The organism is Frateuria terrea, assembly GCF_900115705.1.
Lineage (GTDB): Bacteria > Pseudomonadota > Gammaproteobacteria > Xanthomonadales > Rhodanobacteraceae > Frateuria_A > Frateuria_A terrea.
In genome coordinates this window covers 124380-139666 of the sequence record NZ_FOXL01000006.1, presented here as the reverse complement: position 1 = coordinate 139666, position 15287 = coordinate 124380, and the positions used below count along the sequence as shown (strand labels likewise).

Sequence of the window (15287 nt, the reverse complement as noted above, 5' to 3'; positions counted from 1 at the left end):
CAGCGGGCCAGCAACCCTAGGCGAGGATTTCGCCGTCGACGTAATACCAGCGCCCGTCCTCGCGCACGAACCGACTCACCTCGTGCAGCCGCTGTGCGCGCCCGCCGCCATAGCGCAGGCGGGCGACGAACTCGACCACCGCTTCGCCGGTACCGTGCTGGTGGCGCTTGACCGACAGGCCGAGCCAGCTCGGTGCCGGTTGCTGCGTGGCCAGCTTCAGGTGTGCCGGGCGCGTGCTGGGGTGCCAGGTGGCCAGCAGGTAATCCTCTCGCTTGAGCACGTAGGCGCTGTAGCGCGAGCGCATCAGTGCCTCGGCCGTCGGTGCGGGTGAACCCTCGTGCAGCGGACCGCAGCAGTGCATGTAACCGACGGTATTACCGCAGGGACAGGGCGTGAGAGTGTCGACGGCGCGCACGTTGTGAGGGCAGGTATCTGGCAGGACGCTATGGCCATCCTGCCGACTCGGCGGGAAATTGCAATGCGCCAGCGTCGCTCAATCCACGCGCTGGCGCGAGAGCAGCAGTGGCGCGAGGTCGTAACCCATGCGTCGGGCGATCCCCTTGAGCTCCTCGAACAGGTGGTAGTCCATGCGCGCATCGCGGCCGAGGATCCACAGGTAGCGCCGCTGCGGTTCGCCGATCACCGCCCAGCGATAGTCACGGTCCAGGCCGATCACCCAGTGCTCGTTCCACACGAAGCGCAGCCGTTCCAGCCACGCCGGGGCGAAGCGCAGTTGCAGCTTGGCCGGTTCGCGCAACCGCTCGGGCTGGCGCATCACGCCGTGCACTTCGCTCATGCTTCCATCACCCGCACGGCAGGCACTGTGCACCGCGATCAGGCCGTCGTCGCGCGAGGCATATTCCAGCGTGAGTTCACCAGCGCACCGCCGCTGGAACGGCAAAGGCAGCCAGGCCACGCCATGCCAGCGGCCGAGGAAGCGGTCCAGGTCCAGCCAGGGCACGGCTTCGACGCCACGCGATCCGAGGTTGCCGGTACTCGATGGGCGCTGTGGCGGCCGCCTGCCTGTGTGCTGGCGCATGCTGCTCCCTGGGTGCACGAAAGAACGCCCATGAAGCACGCGAAGCAATCAATCCGGCGTCAACCGCAGAACGCGCAGTGCCGGCAACAGATGCAGGCGCTTCCACGCAAGGTAGCGACAAGCCCGCGCTAAGCCAGGCCCGAAGGACGCGTTCGGGGCACGGAGACACGCCACACCAGGCAACGGTTGTTGGCCGGCATGGCGTGGTCCTGCAGCAGGCCGAAACCGGCAGCCTGCGCCAAGGCGTCCACCGCCTCGGCATCGCGCAGGCCCATGCGCGGGTCGCGCGCCGCCAGCGCGCGGTCGAACCCGGCGTTGCTGTCGCTGGTGTAGCGCCCGCCACGATTGAACGGCCCATAGATCGCCAGCACCGCAGCGTCGCTGGTTATCTCCGGCAGGCGTGCGAAGAGTCGCTCGACCTCCGGCCAGCCCATGATGTGCAGCGTATTGGCGCTGAACACCGCGTCGTAGCGAGCGGACGGCCAGGCACCCGCAACGTCGAGCTCCAGCGGCGCAGGCGTGTTCGGCAGCGCGGCTTCGGCCAGCCATGCACGGATGCCGGGCAGTTGCGCCGCGCGGTCGGAACATTGCCACTGGAGCCACGGCATCGCCGCGGCGAAATGCACCGCATGCTGGCCGGTGCCGCTGCCGATCTCCAGCACGCGCCTGCAATGCGCAAACGCCTCGCCCAGCACACCCAGGATGGGCTCGCGATTGCGTTCGCAGGCGGGTGCGAACGGCTTGTCCATGCCAAGCGGTCGGCTCAGGCCGAGCGGTTCAGGCCGGGCGGCCGCGCAGCACGCGGGCGGGCAGCATCAGCAGTGCGCCGAGGAAGGCGAACACCGCGTGCAGGGTGATGCCGACCAGTCGGAACGGCAGCGACACCAGCCAGACGATCGGCCAGAGCACCAGCGCCAGCAGCGCGAGCGGCCAGCAGAACACGAGCAGCAGCAACCAGAGCAGGAAACCGACCATGACCTGTCCTCGGGTGGTGGGAATGTCGACTCTAGCGCGCGCCGGGGCTGCCGCGTAGATGACTCACGACACCTCAATGCATGCCCGGCATCGGGTCGACGCCGATCAGCCAGCGATGCAGCCAGAACGCGAACACCGCCCAGGCCACCACGCCGATGGCCACCGCCAGCGCATCGCCCCGCAGCGTGGCGGGCGGGTAGCGCATGCCGGTCAGGCGATCGCGCTGGCGTAGCCAGACCGCCATCGGCAGCGCCCACGCCAGGAACGCGCCGAACAGCACCACGTCATACAGCATGCCGGTAGCGAGCAGGTGGCCGGATGCCCACACCAGCACGCCCAGCAGCATTGGCTGGCCCAGCACCGACTTGATGTGGTTGCGCGGCACGTACGCCGCCGCCACCAGCACGAAGGCGACCAGGGTGAACAACGCATTGAGGTGAACGAGTGCCAGCGGCGGCACATACAGTGCCAGGGGCAACTGCCGCGCCCGCCCGAAGCCGATGCAGACCAGCGCCAGCCCGGCCAGTGCCACCAGGGCGAACAGCGCCTTCCACGGCCGCTCGCCGAAGCGCTTGATCTGCCGCTGGCGCCAGTGCGGAAAGAACAGGGGCAGCGCGTGTACGCCGAGAAAGACGAACAGACCGTAGATCATCAGCTGCATCGCGGTTCTCCCTCGGATCGGAGTCCGGATCATAGGCGCGCACCGGCGAGTTGCCGTGACGGCGGCCGCCAACGGGTGCGAGCTGCTTCAGCCGGGCTTGGCAAGCACCACGAGCACCGCGCTGCCGGGGGCCAGTTCCAGTTGCGCCGGCGCCGTCGCCGCCCGCAACCAGGCATCGCCGGCCACAAGCACGTCGTCGTCCAGCTGCAGCCGGCCCCGCGCGCAGTAGAGCAGCACGGTATGCGGATGCAGGATGGCATCCATGGGCTCGCGCCAGATGCAGACCTGTCCGCGCACGCGGCCGCGGCGGGTCATCAGGTTGAAGTCGCGGGTGGGGCCGCCGGCCAGCGTCACCGCCACCTGCGCTTCCCCTGGAAAGGCGAACGGCGCGAACGGTTCGGTCAGCGCGTGCACGCGGCCGTCGTCCATCGCCATGCTGAAACCCTCGCCGTCGAGCAGCACGATGGTGCGGTCGATGCCGGGGAAGGCGGAGAACGGCGCGGCACTGTCGACCTCGGCCACGCTCACGCGCCAGAGAAAGTCGTCCATGCCGGCGGCGGGCGGTTGCACCGCCAGTTCGCGGGTGCGGCCCCGGCCATTCTTCCAGGGACGGGCGGGGCAGTCGTGCAGATGGAGGATCGGCATGGCGCCGATTGTAGGTGACTGGCCTGCGGCCCTAGGCGACGTGCTCGATCACCCGCTGGAACGGCGGCAGCGCACGCAGCATGCCGGCGCCGTAGCGTTTGGTGACCACGCGACGGTCCAGCAGCACGATGCGCCCGCGGTCGGTCTCGCTGCGGATCAGGCGGCCGCAGTACTGCGTGAGCAGCCGGGTGGCCTCGGGAATGCTCACCTCCAGGAACGGATTGCGCCCGCGCGATTCCAGCCATTCGGCATAGGTCGCGCCGACCGGATCGGTCGGCACGGCGAACGGCAACTGGGTGATCACCACCGTCTCGCACAGCTTGCCGGGCAGGTCCAGGCCTTCGCCGAAGGAGGCCAGGCCGAACAGCGTGCTGCCCTTGCCCGACTCGACGTCGGCAATGTGCTCGGCGATCAGCTGCGCCTTGCCGAGCGAACCTTGCGCGCGCACCTTGCGCACCTTGTCGATCGGCAGCCTTTGCAGCACGCGGTCGAGCTTGGCGCGCGAGGTAAACAGCACCAGGTTGCCTGCGGCCCAGTCCAGGTGATCGGCGAGCCAGTCGCAGATGGCCTGCGCGTGCGCTTCGCGCGCGTCGGGCAGCACGTCGATCGCCGGCACTTCCAGCCGCGCCTGCGCGGCCAGGTCGAACGGCGAGGGCAGGCTCAGCGTGACGGCGTCGTTCGGCAACCCCACCGCATCGGCGAAGCCACGAAAGTTGCCGCCCGCGCTCAAGGTCGCCGAGGTCAGCACCACGCCGCTGGCGTTGCCCCACAGGACGTGGCGCAGCAGGCCGCCGGCGGAAACGGACGAGGCGTGGCACACCAGTTGCTGGTCGCCAGCGAGCGTGACCCAGCGCGCCAGCGGTGGCGCGTTGTCGGCATCGTCGCCGGCCCAGGCGCGCCAGGTGCGCTCCTGCCGGTCCAGCCGTTCCAGCGCCATGCCCAGCTCGCGCGCCAGTGCTTCCTGGGTCGGACCGCCATCGGTCATTTCCACCACCGCGCGGCGCACGGCAGTGAGCCAGCGCTGGATCTCGGCGGTCTGCGCGTGCAATGCCTGCGACTGCGTCACCCAGTCCTCCGGCAGCTGGCCGAGCGAGCCGCGGTAGATCGGTTCGCTCTCGCCCGGGTCGGGCAGCCACGCCAGGCGGATCGCCTTCTCCAGTTCCTCCAGCCCGTCGCTGAGTTCCTGCAGCCTGGCGTCGCCCGCGTCCAGCGAGAGCTTGCCCAGCGATTCCTTGTCGGTAAGCGAATAGGCCGCGTGCACCTGCCGTGCAAGGCGGCTCAACTGGCGCACGCTGGCGCCCAGGTACACCTCGGCGGCGCCGCGGTCGATCGCCTTGGCTGGCACGTGGTGCGCCTCGTCGAACACGTACACCGTCTCGGCGGGCTTGGGCAGGATCACGCCGCCCCAGCCCTCGTCCTCGCCGGGCATGGTGAGGTCGGCGAGCACCAGGTCCTGGTTGGCGACGATCAGCTCGGCGTCCGCCACCGCGCGACGCGCGGCGAAGAACGGGCAGTTCATGAAGTGGATGCACTTGCGGCCGGTGCAGCCGCCCGCGCTGGTGGTGAGCATGGGCCTGAGGAAGTCGCCGACCGGTTCGGGCGCGGCATCCATGTCGCCGTTCCACTCGCCGCGCTCGAACGCACCGGCCAGCTTGGACAGCGCCTGCTTGTCGCGTTCGGCCGGCGGCTTGGACCACAGCGCGAGATCCGCGTCGAAGCCCAGGCCTAGCTGTCCCGCCTCCGCGCCCATGCTCTGGCGCGCCATGGCCAGGTTGCGCGGGCACAGATAGCGGCCGCGGCCCTTGGCCAGCGCCACCTTGGCCTCGTGCCCGGCGAGCTTGAGATAGAGCGGGATGTCGCGTTCGACCAGCTGCTCCTGCAGCGCCACCGTGGCGGTGGCGATCAACAGCTTCTTCTTCTGTGCCCGCGCCACTTCCATGCCGGCGATCAGGTAGGCCATGGACTTGCCGGTGCCGGTAGGCGCCTCGATCGCCGCCGCGCCGCCCTCGGCCGCCAGCGCCTTGGCCACCTCGGCGATCATCCGCCCCTGCGCGGCACGCGGGCGGAAGCCGGGCAGGCCTTCCTTCAGGCGCGCGTACGCGGCGCGAATCGCGTCCTTGGTGGCGTCGGTGAGCATGGCGCGATTCTACCGGCCGCCGGTCGATGCAGGGCGCGCCTGCATCGCATCCACGCGATTCAAGATACGGTCACGGCGGCCGATCTTGTGGTAAGCATCAACGGCGGGCATGAGCGAGGACGGTACGCTATTCCCATGAAGCGGCACGGTTGCAATGGGCGGGGGCGTCGCCGCGCCGGTCGCTACGGCGATTGCGCGGACCGGCGAGGCGCGCGCGCGTGAACGTTCGCGCCACGCCCCTGCCGCCGCCGCGCGATGGCCAGGAGGCCTGGCTGACCCGGCTGGTCGGGGCCACCACGCCCACCGAGGTCGCCGAGGTCATCGCGAGCTTTGCGCAGGCACTGACCGGCTGCCGCGACGTCACCGTGGCCTGGACCAGTACCGGCCTGTCGCGCGCTTACAGCAGTGGCGCACGCGCGGTGGACCATGAGCGCATCGGCCAGCTCCACGCGCGGCTTGCCCTCGACCCGGCAGGCGCCCTGATCGAGGGCAACGAGCTGGCGCTGCGCCTGCTTTTGCAGGAACGTGCCGTCATGCTGCTGCAGCTGGAACGCGGCCAGGCGGGCGAAGCCTTGCTGGCGCAGTTGCAGCCATTGCTCGACCTGGCCGGCGTGCACCTGCGGCGGTCCATCAGGCTGGCCGACCTGGAGGACTCGCACAAGCAGCTGGTCCGCTCCGAGGCACTGCAGCGCGCCCTGTTCGCCATTTCCGACCTGGCCGGATCGGACCTGGACATGCCCGAGATGCTGCGGCGCATCCACAGCATCATCAGCACGCTGATGTACGGCGAGAATTTCTTCATCGTGCGCAGCGATCCGCAGCAGGGCACGATGCGCTTCCTCTACTACGCCGACGTCGAGGATACCGACGCGCCGGATACCAGCCACGACGTGCCGCTGGAAAGCCTGCGCAATTCGATGACCTGGCACCTGCTCACCGGCGGCAAGGCGCTGATGGGCAGCCTCGAGGCGATCCGCCGCCAGGTGACCGGCACCTTCGCGCCTTCCGGCCCGGAAGCGATCGACTGGCTCGGCGTGCCGATGCTGCGCGACGGGCAGGTGCACGGCGCGCTGGTAGTGCAGAGCTACCAGGCCGGCATCGGCTTCTCCGAGGACGACCGCGCGCTGCTGGAATTCGTCGGCAGCCACGTGCTCACTGCGCTGGAGCGCAAGCAGAGCAAGGACGAACTGGAGGAGCGCGTGCGCCTGCGCACGCAGGAGCTGGCCGCCGCCAACCGCGGCCTGCAGCAGGAAGTGCTCGAGCGCCAGCGCGCCGAGCGGCTGCAGGCCACGCTGTTCCACCTGGCGCAGCTGGCCACCGCCGACATCGACGAGAACGAGTTCTACGAGCACACCCACGCGGTGGTCGGCGAGCTGATCAACGCGGAGAACTTCTTCATCGCGCTGCTCTCGGACGACCGCAAGAACCTGGTGTTTCCCTATTACGTCGACGCCGGCGTGCGCAAGGCGCAGGAACGCCCGCTCGGGCGCGGCCTGTCCGAATACGTGCTGCGTACCGGCCGGCCGTTGCTGGGCTTCCACGAAGACATGGCGTCGCTGGCCGCGCAGGGCGAGATCGACCTGCTCCGCGTGGGCCGTCCGGCGGTGTGCTGGCTGGGCGTGCCGTTGCGGGTCGACGAGGAGGTGATCGGCCTGGTCACCGTGCAGAGCTACACGCTGTCGGTCGACTACGACCAGGCCGACCAGGAGCTGCTCACGTTCGTGGCGATGCAGATCGCCAACAGCATCCATCGCCGGCGCGCCGCCGCCTCGCTGCAGCGTGCCTACGCCGAGCTGGAACTGCGCGTGGCCGAGCGCACCTCCGAGCTGCGGCAGGAGATCATCGAGCGAGAGCGCATCCAGGACCAGCTCAAGCACGAGGTGATGCACGATGCGCTGACCGGCCTGCCCAACCGCGGCTTCCTGCGCGATCGGCTCGAACGCGTGCTGGCGATCCTGCAGCGCGAGCCGGGTCGCCGCTGCGCACTGCTCTACCTGGACGTGGACCGCTTCAAGGTCATCAACGACAGCCTCGGCCACCTGGCCGGCGACAACTTCCTCAAGGCGATCGCGCAGCGCCTGCACGACTGCGTGCGCGAGCCGGACGTGGTGGCACGGCTGTCCGGCGACGAGTTCGCGATCCTGCTGGAGGACATCGAGGTTCCGGCCGCCGCGATGGCGGTGGCGCAGCGCGTGCTCGAGGCGCTGAGCGTGCCGCTGCAGATCGCCGGGCGCGAACTGGCACCCTCGGCCAGCATGGGCATCGCCATCGGCGACAACACCTACACCACCGCCGACGAGGTGCTGCGCGACGCGGACATCGCGCTCTACCGGGCCAAGGAACAGGGCCGCAACCGCTACGAGCTGTTTGACGAAACGCTGGCCAAGAACGTGGTCGACGTGCTGACGATGGAGGGCGAGCTGCGCCAGGCGCTGCAGCGCGACGAGTTCGAGCCCTACCTGCAGCCGTTCTGCCGGCTCGAGGACGGCGCGGTGGTCGGCTACGAGGCACTGCTGCGCTGGAACCATCCGCTGCTGGGCGTGCTCGGCCCGGCCGATTTCCTCAGGGTGGCGCAGGACAGCGGGCACATCGAGGCGATCGACTGGCGGCTGTTCGAGCGCGGCTGCGAGCGCTTCCTGCAGCTGCCGGACGAGGACACCTTCCTCACCTTCAACGTCTCCGCGCTGCACCTGCGGCACGGCGATTTCGACGCGCGCCTGGTGCACCTGCTCGAACGTACCGGGCTGCCGCCCTGGCGGCTGATCGTGGAGGTCACCGAGGGCTCGCTGCTGGACAACCCCGAGCAGGTGCGCGCGATGCTCGAACGCCTGCGCGCGATCGGCGTAGGCGCGGCGCTGGACGACTTCGGTACCGGCTATTCCTCGCTGAGCTACCTGCACTCGCTGCCGCTGCGCATGTTGAAGATCGACCGCGCCTTCGTGCATGCGCTGGGCGAGGAGGAACACACCACCGCGACCACCGTGGTCGCCGCCATCCTGGCGCTGGCACGGGCGCTCGGCATCCAGGTCATCGCCGAAGGCATCGAGACGCCTGCGCAGAGACAGGCCTTGCTGGAGATGGGTTGCGAGCTGGGCCAGGGCTACCTGCTCGGGCGCCCGGCGCCGATCGGGCAGTGGCGGGTGCGCGAACGCGACGCGGAGTAAGCCAGCCTCACCGCCGGCGCCGCCTTTGCGCCCTCTCCCCTTCGGGGAGAGGGCTTCACATTGGGCAAGGTTCTACCGCGAGGCAACTATCGCGATGCGTTGATCGCCAGCGCCACCGCCTCAGCCACACGGATGCCGTCGACCGCGGCGGACAAAATGCCGCCGGCATACCCCGCGCCTTCGCCGGCGGGGAACAGCCCGCGCGTGTTGAGGCTCTGGTAGTCGCCTTCGTTGCGCCGAACGCGCACCGGTGAGGAGGTGCGCGTTTCCACGCCGGTCAGCACCGCGTCGTGCATCGAGAAACCGCGGATCTGCCGGTCGAACGCCGGCAACGCCTCACGGATCGCGCCGATGGCGTAGTCAGGCAAGGCGGTGGACAGGTCGGTAAGGTGCACGCCCGGCTTGTACGAGGGCAGCACTTCGCCGAGCGCCTGCGAGGGCCGCCCGGCGAGGAAGTCGCCCACCCGCTGTGCCGGCGCGGTGTAGTCGCCGCCACCCATCGCGAAGGCGTGCGACTCCCAGTGGCGCTGCAGCGCGATCCCGGCGAGCGGCCCTTCGCCATAAGGCGCGAAGTCCTCCGGCGTGATGCCGCAGACGATCGCCGCATTGGCGTTGCGTTCGTTGCGCGAGTACTGGCTCATGCCGTTGGTCACCACGCGACCCGGCTCGGAGGCCGCCGCCACCACGGTGCCGCCCGGGCACATGCAGAAGCTGTACACCGAGCGCCCGCTCTGGCCGGCCTTGTTGCCGTGATGGACCAGTTTGTAGTCGGCCGCGCCGAGGATGGGATGGCCGGCCTGCGGGCCGAAGCGAGCACGGTCGATCACCGATTGCGGATGCTCGATGCGAAAGCCGATCGAAAAGGGCTTGGCCTCCAGGTGGACGCCGCGCGCGTGCAGCATCTCGAAGGTGTCGCGCGCGCTGTGGCCGACGGCCAGCACCACGTGGTCCGAGCGCAATGCCTCGCCACCGGCCAGCCGCACGCCGCGCACGTGCCGCGCGCCGTCGGCGTCGATCTCGACCAGCAGGTCCGCCACGCGCTGGTCGAAGCGGATCTCGCCACCGAGCGCCTGGATCGTCGCGCGCATGTTCTCCACCATCGTCACCAGCCGGAAGGTGCCGATGTGCGGCTTGCTGACGTAGAGGATCTCCTCCGGCGCGCCCGCCTTGACGAACTCCGTCAGCACCTTGCGCCCGTGGTGGTGCGGGTCGGAGATCTGGCTGTGCAGCTTGCCGTCGGAGAAGGTGCCGGCGCCGCCCTCGCCGAACTGCACGTTCGATTCCGGATGCAGGTTGCGCTTGCGCCACAGATCCCAGGTGTCCTTGGTGCGCTCGCGTACCGCCTTGCCGCGGTCGAGCACGATGGGCTGGTAACCCATCTCGGCCAGAATCAGCGCGGCGAAGATGCCGCACGGGCCGAAGCCGACCACGACCGGGCGATGCTCCAGCCGCTGCGGCGCCCGCGCCACCGGGTGGTAGCTGGTGTCGGGCGTGGGCTGCACGTGGCGGTCGTCGGCGAAGCGTGCGAGCACCCCGGCCTCGTCGGCCACCGCCACGTCCAGCGTGTAGATCAGCGCGATCGCGCCACGCTTGCGTGCGTCATAGCCGCGGCGGAACACGCTTATGCCGCGCACCGCGGCAGCCGGCACTTTCAGGCGCGCGCGCACCGTCTCCGCCAGGGCTTCGGGCGGATGGTCGAGGGGAAGCTTCAGGTCGGTCAGTCGCAGCATGGGCTCGCACGGGATCGGGCCACCACGACCAGGACGGCCGTGGTTACGCCAGGCTGCGTATTGTCCGCGTCCCGGGCTCGCCGGGACAAGGCGAGGGCGCCGGGTGACGTGGTTTGGCAGCCATTGCCCCCAGGGGCTCAGGTCGCCGCGTCCGCGTCGCCGGATGGCGGTGACGCGGCACGTCGGTCATGCCGCGAGAATGGTCCGGAACTGCTCGCCGGTGGCCTGCGGGTGCAGCAGCACCACGCGCGAGCCGTACTTGCGCGCGGCCGGCGTGCACAGCTCGCCATCGTCGGTGACCACCGCCAGCGGCGTGGGATGGCACGGATCGACCGGGCGCCGGTAGACGAGGCCGTGCTGCGGCCCGCCGGCGATGATGCATTCGAAGTACTTGTCCATGGACTGGCCCGATGGTTGGAAACTCGGGCCAGTACAAGCAGGGCGCGCGCCACCCGTCGATGGCGAGTGTGCGCCCGGTCACGCTTTGCGACGTGCCGGAAAACCGGCGCACCGGATGCGTTCAGCAAGGCGCGACGGCGAACCGTCGCGCCCGGCAGGTCACTGCTGCGCGCCGGCGATGAAGTCGGTCTTGCCCAGCTCCGCGCCTGCCTCGCGCAGGATCACGTAGGTGGTGGTGCAGTGGAAGTACAGGTTCGGGATCACGAAGCCGAAGAGGTAATCCTGGCCCTTGAAGTCCATCTCGCCGTTGCGCATCTTCAGATGGATCTCGCGGCCCTCACTGCCGTCGATCTGCTCGGCCTTGAAGCCCTGGACGTAATCGATCACGCGCTGGATGCGCGCGTACAGCTGCTCCAGCGTGGTCTCGTTGTCCTCGAACGAGGCCGGTTCCACGCCGGCCAGCCGGGCGGTGCCGCGCGCGGCCATGTCGCAGGCGATCTGCACCTGCTTGGTCAGCGGCAGCATGTCGGGGATCAGGCGGGTGCCCAGCAGCACCTCGTCGGTGACGTTCCTGGCCTTGGCGTGCGCCTCGCCCTTCTTCAGCACGTGGGCGAGGTTGGACAGCGCGCGCACGAACACGGGAACGGAAGCCTGGTACATGGAAAGCGTCATGGAAAACTCCTTGTCGTCAGTGGGAGGAATCGTGCGGCAGCGCGTGCGGCGCATCCGCGTCGGGGATGTCCGTTGCGCCTGCCAGGGGTGCGGTATGCGCGGTCACCCGCGCGGCAATCACCGTGCCGACGGCCAGCAGCAGCGCCGACAGCACGAAGGCCAGCCCGGGCAGGTGCACCGGCGAGCCGGGCGCGATCGAGAAGGCGAACACCTGCGCGAACAGGTACGGGCCGAAGATGCCGGCGAAGCTGCCCAGGCTGGTGATCGCACCCTGCAGCCGGCCCTGTTCGGACGGGTCGACCTGGTGCGTCATGATCGCCTGGATCGGCGGTCCGGACAGGCTCCACAGCGCCATCAGCGGGATGCCGGCGAGGAACAGCCAGCCCTGGCCGGCCACGCCCATCAGCAGGAACGCACCGATGCCGCAGGCCATGCCGGCCAGCAGCACGCGCCGCTCGCCTAAGCGCGGCGTCAGCCGGCCGGTGAGGAATGCCTGCACCGAGCCGTCGCAGGCCCCCACCAGCATCAGCACGAAGCCGACCGCCTGCGGGCCCCAGCCATAGCGGTAGTCCGCGTACAGCACGAAGGTGGTCTGCAGTACGTAGTGCGCCAGGTACACCAGGAACATCACCACCCCCAGCCCGAGCACCTGCGGATGGCGCCGCAGCAGCTTGAGCGAGCCCAGCGGGTGGGCACTGTGCAATTCGAAGCGCGGCGTGCGGCGCTCCTTCGGCAGCGACTCGGGCAGGATGAAAAACCCGTACAGGAAATTGCACAGCGCCAGCGCGCCGGCGACCCAGAACGGCAGCCGCAGCGAGATGTCGCCGAGGAAACCGCCCAGGCCCGGCCCGACGATGAAGCCCAACCCAAATGCGCCGCCGAGCATGCCGTAGGCTGCCGCCCGCTTTTCCGTGGGCGTGATGTCGGCGATGTAGGCGTTGGCGGTGGTGAAGCTTGCCGCGGTCATGCCCAGCAGGGCGCGGCTGACGAACAGCAGCCACAGCGTCGGCGCCAGCGCCAGCACCACGAAATCGACGGCCAGCCCCAGGTTGGAGATCAGGATCACCGGTCGCCGCCCGAAGCGGTCCGACAACGCACCCTGCACGGGGGAGAAGGCGAACTGCACCACCGCGAACACGGTGGAGAACACGCCCACCCACCAGGCGGCTTTCGCAATGCCGCCGCCGGCCAGCTGCTCGATCAGGTGCGGCAGTACCGGTATGACGATGCCGAACGCCAGCATGTCCAGCAGCACGGTGACGAAGATGAAGGCCACCGCCGCGCGGCGGCGCGTGTCGCTCAGTACGGTGTGGGTCGGGTCCATGCGCGCGTGGCTGGCGGGTGAAGCGCGCACGATAGCGCATCGCTGCGGCCCGATTGCTGCGCGGCAGGCACGACGGGCGTGCACGCAGGTCGCCAAAAGCCGCGGCCGGGTACCGACCCGTGGGGCCGGTTCCAGGCCGGCAGTCCGGAACCTCGATGGCACCCGCAACTAACGCGGCGGCTGCGCCATCTCCCGCGCGTTGAGGAAGCCATCGTGGTTGCGGTCCATCCGCCGGAACTGCGCGCGCAGGTCGGCCTGGAAAGCGGCCAGCGTTCGTGGCATGCGGCGCGGCCCGGGCGGCAGTTCATCGGTTTCGAGCACCCCGTCGCCATTGGCGTCCATGGCGCGGAACCCGGCGCTGAGGTAATCGACGTATTCCTGCGGCCCGACGCGTCCGTCGCCGTCCTGGTCGAACCGCGCCAGGTAGGCGGACACGCTGGAGGGATAGTCGCCCGCGTGGGCGGCCGTGCAAAGCAGGGCGAGCAGCGGGAGCAGGCGGCGCATCGGCGCATTGGAGCAGGCTGCCCGTGGCAGCGGCAAGCATCAGGCGACCAGCGCGTCCGCGGCAACGACCCGGTTGCGGCCGGCGTGCTTGGCCTGGTACAGCGCGCGGTCGGCACGCCGCACCAGGCCAGCCATGTCGCGGTCGTCCGGCGTACGCACCGCCACGCCGATCGACACGGTGATCGGCTGCACCTGCCGGTCCAGCTCCAGCGACATCGTCGCCACGTGGGCCCGCAATACCTCCGCCAGCGCGATGGCGGAGGCCAGGTCGCTGCGCGGCAGCAACAGCAGGAATTCCTCGCCGCCGGCGCGTCCGAGCACGTCGCCCGGCCGGAGCAGCGCCGCGATGCCGTTCGCCAGCGCCGCCAGCACGTGGTCGCCGACGGCGTGGCCGAAGCGGTCGTTGATCGCCTTGAAATGGTCGGCATCGAGCATCAGGGCGGCCAGTGCGTCGCCGCCACCGAACAGCCGCTGTCCCTCCTCGTCCAGCGCCAGCCGGTTGAGCATGCCGGTGAGCGGATCGGTGCGGGCCAGGCGACGAAGTTCGGCCTGCGCGGCCTCGTTGTACATCAGCAGGAACCCGAGGCTGGCGAACACCGGCTCCAGCGTGCCGTAGACCATGTTGACGACGTTGGCGGGCGTAGCCAGCAGCAGCCCGACCTGCGGCACCGTGGCCAGCTCGCGCAGCCGCAGGCACCAGGCCACGGCGGCGCCGGCCAGCACCAGCAGCATCACACGCTGCGCCGTCGAGCCGCCGGAGCGCAGGGCGTGGCGCAGCGGCCACAGCAGCATGGCCAGGTAGCACCCCACCAGTGCGGCGGCAATGCACACGCGCGTGCGGTAATCCGGCTGCACGATGCCGAACCAGGCGATGCCCAGCCACGCGGCCAGGCCGATCGCGGCCAGCCAGGCCCGCCGCTGCGGCACGCCCAGCAGCAGCCGCAACGCGCGCGCGGTTTCGGCGTAGGACACGATCAGTACGCCGTTGGCCAGCACGATCGACCACCAGTCGCTGACCTGCCCGCGCAGCGCGGCCAGCAGCCAGCCCAGCGACTGCAAAAGCAGCACCGTGCCCCAGATGCGCAGGCTGGTGCGCGCACGGCCGGTGTAGGCACGCGTGGCCACCAGCAGCAGCGGCGCAAGCAGCAGCGCCTGCAGGGCGCCGAGCAGGCTGAGGGTGGCAAGGTCGAAACGCACGTGGGGAGGGGCCGTTGGAATCGCGCCCCCTGTAGCGGCCGAAGCCGGCGAAACTTCAACGGGCGCCGTGGATCCCGATGAACTGCAGGAACTCCGCCCGGGTACGCGCGTCGTCGCGGAAGGCGCCGAGCATCTGGCTGGTGACCATCGACACGCCTCGCTTGTGCACGCCGCGGGTGGTCATGCACTCGTGGCTGGCATCGATCACCACCGCCACGCCGGCGGGCCTGAGATGTTCCTGGATGCAGTGGGCGATCTGCGCGGTGAGCTTCTCCTGCACCTGGAAGCGGCGCGCGTAGCCCTCGACCACGCGGGCGAGCTTGCTGATGCCGACCACGCGGTTGGTCGGCAGGTAGCCGACGTGGGCGCGGCCGATGATCGGCGCCATGTGGTGTTCGCAATGGCTCTCGAACTCGATGTCGCGCAGCACCACCATTTCGTCGTAGCCCTCGACCTCCTTGAAGGTGCGCTTGAGGAATTCGGACGGATCGTCGGCATACCCGGAGAACCAGTCGCGATACGCCTTGGCCACGCGCCGCGGCGTGTCCAGCAGCCCTTCGCGGGAGGGGTCGTCGCCGGCCCAGCGCAGCAGCGTGCGTACGGCTTCCTCGGCCTGGGCCTGGGTGACGTCGTTGGGGGTGCTGGGGTCGCTCATGCGGATGCCTCGGCTTGCGGACGTGACAGTTTAGCGTCCGCTGCCACGTGATGCCGCTTGACCATGTGTAAAGCTCGCCGATTCGGAAGCCCGTCCTATATCGAAAACCGGGAAGGGTTTGGGTAAGGGTTGGGTTCGCGGGGAAGGTGGCTGCTGCGCTTTTGCGAACGAACGAGAGCGCGCGG

At 69.7% G+C, this 15287-nt stretch carries 15 protein-coding genes; 1 reads left to right on the top strand and 14 read right to left on the bottom strand.

The features are described 5' to 3' along the window. Positions 1-16 precede the first annotated feature (16 nt). The 7 genes from BMZ38_RS11980 to dinG form a co-directional block, all read right to left on the bottom strand. Positions 17-361 carry a YchJ family protein gene (locus tag BMZ38_RS11980; RefSeq protein ID WP_175483767.1) on the bottom strand — a complete coding sequence of 115 codons (345 nt, stop codon included), beginning with the start codon at positions 359-361 and terminating at the stop codon, positions 17-19. A gap of 132 nt (positions 362-493) precedes the next feature. Continuing rightward, positions 494-1039 carry a lipocalin family protein gene (locus tag BMZ38_RS11975; protein WP_091337786.1) on the bottom strand — a complete coding sequence of 182 codons (546 nt, stop codon included), beginning with the start codon at positions 1037-1039 and terminating at the stop codon, positions 494-496. A gap of 128 nt (positions 1040-1167) precedes the next feature. Further along, a complete protein-coding gene (locus BMZ38_RS11970) occupies positions 1168-1788 on the bottom strand; it encodes a DUF938 domain-containing protein (protein WP_091337783.1) in 621 nt (206 codons plus the stop codon). A 28-nt stretch (positions 1789-1816) separates the two neighbouring features. Next, on the bottom strand, positions 1817-2014 hold the full coding sequence (locus BMZ38_RS11965; protein ID WP_091337779.1) for a hypothetical protein: 198 nt from the start codon (positions 2012-2014) through the stop codon (positions 1817-1819). Between the two features lie 73 nt (positions 2015-2087). After that, positions 2088-2675 carry an NnrU family protein gene (locus BMZ38_RS11960; protein ID WP_091337776.1) on the bottom strand — a complete coding sequence of 196 codons (588 nt, stop codon included), beginning with the start codon at positions 2673-2675 and terminating at the stop codon, positions 2088-2090. An 87-nt stretch (positions 2676-2762) separates the two neighbouring features. Then, positions 2763-3320 (bottom strand): HutD/Ves family protein, encoded by a 558-nt coding sequence (locus BMZ38_RS11955; protein WP_091337772.1) that lies wholly within the window; start codon positions 3318-3320, stop codon positions 2763-2765. Positions 3321-3351: 31 nt separating this feature from the next. Further along, positions 3352-5457, bottom strand: coding sequence for an ATP-dependent DNA helicase DinG (gene dinG, locus BMZ38_RS11950; protein ID WP_091337768.1), 2106 nt, complete (start codon positions 5455-5457; stop codon positions 3352-3354). Positions 5458-5675: 218 nt separating this feature from the next. On the opposite strand from dinG, the gene BMZ38_RS11945 reads away from it, so the two are divergent. Beyond that, positions 5676-8621, top strand: coding sequence for a bifunctional diguanylate cyclase/phosphodiesterase (locus tag BMZ38_RS11945; RefSeq protein ID WP_091337765.1), 2946 nt, complete (start codon positions 5676-5678; stop codon positions 8619-8621). A gap of 86 nt (positions 8622-8707) precedes the next feature. On the opposite strand, the gene BMZ38_RS11940 is transcribed toward BMZ38_RS11945, so the two are convergent. The 7 genes from BMZ38_RS11940 to folE form a co-directional block, all read right to left on the bottom strand. Beyond that, positions 8708-10351 carry an NAD(P)/FAD-dependent oxidoreductase gene (locus tag BMZ38_RS11940; protein ID WP_091337762.1) on the bottom strand — a complete coding sequence of 548 codons (1644 nt, stop codon included), beginning with the start codon at positions 10349-10351 and terminating at the stop codon, positions 8708-8710. Between the two features lie 186 nt (positions 10352-10537). Continuing rightward, positions 10538-10750, bottom strand: coding sequence for a hypothetical protein (locus BMZ38_RS11935; RefSeq protein WP_091337758.1), 213 nt, complete (start codon positions 10748-10750; stop codon positions 10538-10540). Between the two features lie 159 nt (positions 10751-10909). Then, positions 10910-11422, bottom strand: coding sequence for a DUF1993 domain-containing protein (locus BMZ38_RS11930; protein ID WP_091337755.1), 513 nt, complete (start codon positions 11420-11422; stop codon positions 10910-10912). Positions 11423-11438: 16 nt separating this feature from the next. Continuing rightward, complete coding sequence (locus BMZ38_RS11925) at positions 11439-12746, bottom strand: TCR/Tet family MFS transporter (protein ID WP_091337751.1); 1308 nt, start codon at positions 12744-12746, stop codon at positions 11439-11441. Positions 12747-12914: 168 nt separating this feature from the next. Next, entirely contained in the window at positions 12915-13250 is a 336-nt protein-coding gene (locus BMZ38_RS11920) for an EF-hand domain-containing protein (protein WP_091337747.1), read from the bottom strand. Between the two features lie 39 nt (positions 13251-13289). Then, positions 13290-14447: a GGDEF domain-containing protein gene (locus BMZ38_RS11915; protein ID WP_091337744.1), complete on the bottom strand. Its 1158-nt coding sequence runs from the start codon at positions 14445-14447 to the stop codon at positions 13290-13292. Positions 14448-14502: 55 nt separating this feature from the next. Further along, positions 14503-15102: a GTP cyclohydrolase I FolE gene (gene folE / locus BMZ38_RS11910; protein WP_091337740.1), complete on the bottom strand. Its 600-nt coding sequence runs from the start codon at positions 15100-15102 to the stop codon at positions 14503-14505. Positions 15103-15287 lie beyond the last annotated feature (185 nt).

Excerpts from the sequence above, each read along its gene's own strand:
- BMZ38_RS11980 (WP_175483767.1), bottom strand. The coding sequence starts at position 361 with ATGCACTGCTGCGGTCCGCTGCACGAGGGTTCACCCGCACCGACGGCC.
- BMZ38_RS11975 (WP_091337786.1), bottom strand. The coding sequence starts at position 1,039 with ATGCGCCAGCACACAGGCAGGCGGCCGCCACAGCGCCCATCGAGTACC.
- BMZ38_RS11970 (WP_091337783.1), bottom strand. The coding sequence starts at position 1,788 with ATGGACAAGCCGTTCGCACCCGCCTGCGAACGCAATCGCGAGCCCATC.
- BMZ38_RS11965 (WP_091337779.1), bottom strand. The coding sequence starts at position 2,014 with ATGGTCGGTTTCCTGCTCTGGTTGCTGCTGCTCGTGTTCTGCTGGCCG.
- BMZ38_RS11960 (WP_091337776.1), bottom strand. The coding sequence starts at position 2,675 with ATGCAGCTGATGATCTACGGTCTGTTCGTCTTTCTCGGCGTACACGCG.
- BMZ38_RS11955 (WP_091337772.1), bottom strand. The coding sequence starts at position 3,320 with ATGCCGATCCTCCATCTGCACGACTGCCCCGCCCGTCCCTGGAAGAAT.
- dinG (WP_091337768.1), bottom strand. The coding sequence starts at position 5,457 with ATGCTCACCGACGCCACCAAGGACGCGATTCGCGCCGCGTACGCGCGC.
- BMZ38_RS11940 (WP_091337762.1), bottom strand. The coding sequence starts at position 10,351 with ATGCTGCGACTGACCGACCTGAAGCTTCCCCTCGACCATCCGCCCGAA.
- BMZ38_RS11935 (WP_091337758.1), bottom strand. The coding sequence starts at position 10,750 with ATGGACAAGTACTTCGAATGCATCATCGCCGGCGGGCCGCAGCACGGC.
- BMZ38_RS11930 (WP_091337755.1), bottom strand. The coding sequence starts at position 11,422 with ATGACGCTTTCCATGTACCAGGCTTCCGTTCCCGTGTTCGTGCGCGCG.
- BMZ38_RS11925 (WP_091337751.1), bottom strand. The coding sequence starts at position 12,746 with ATGGACCCGACCCACACCGTACTGAGCGACACGCGCCGCCGCGCGGCG.
- BMZ38_RS11920 (WP_091337747.1), bottom strand. The coding sequence starts at position 13,250 with ATGCGCCGCCTGCTCCCGCTGCTCGCCCTGCTTTGCACGGCCGCCCAC.
- folE (WP_091337740.1), bottom strand. The coding sequence starts at position 15,102 with ATGAGCGACCCCAGCACCCCCAACGACGTCACCCAGGCCCAGGCCGAG.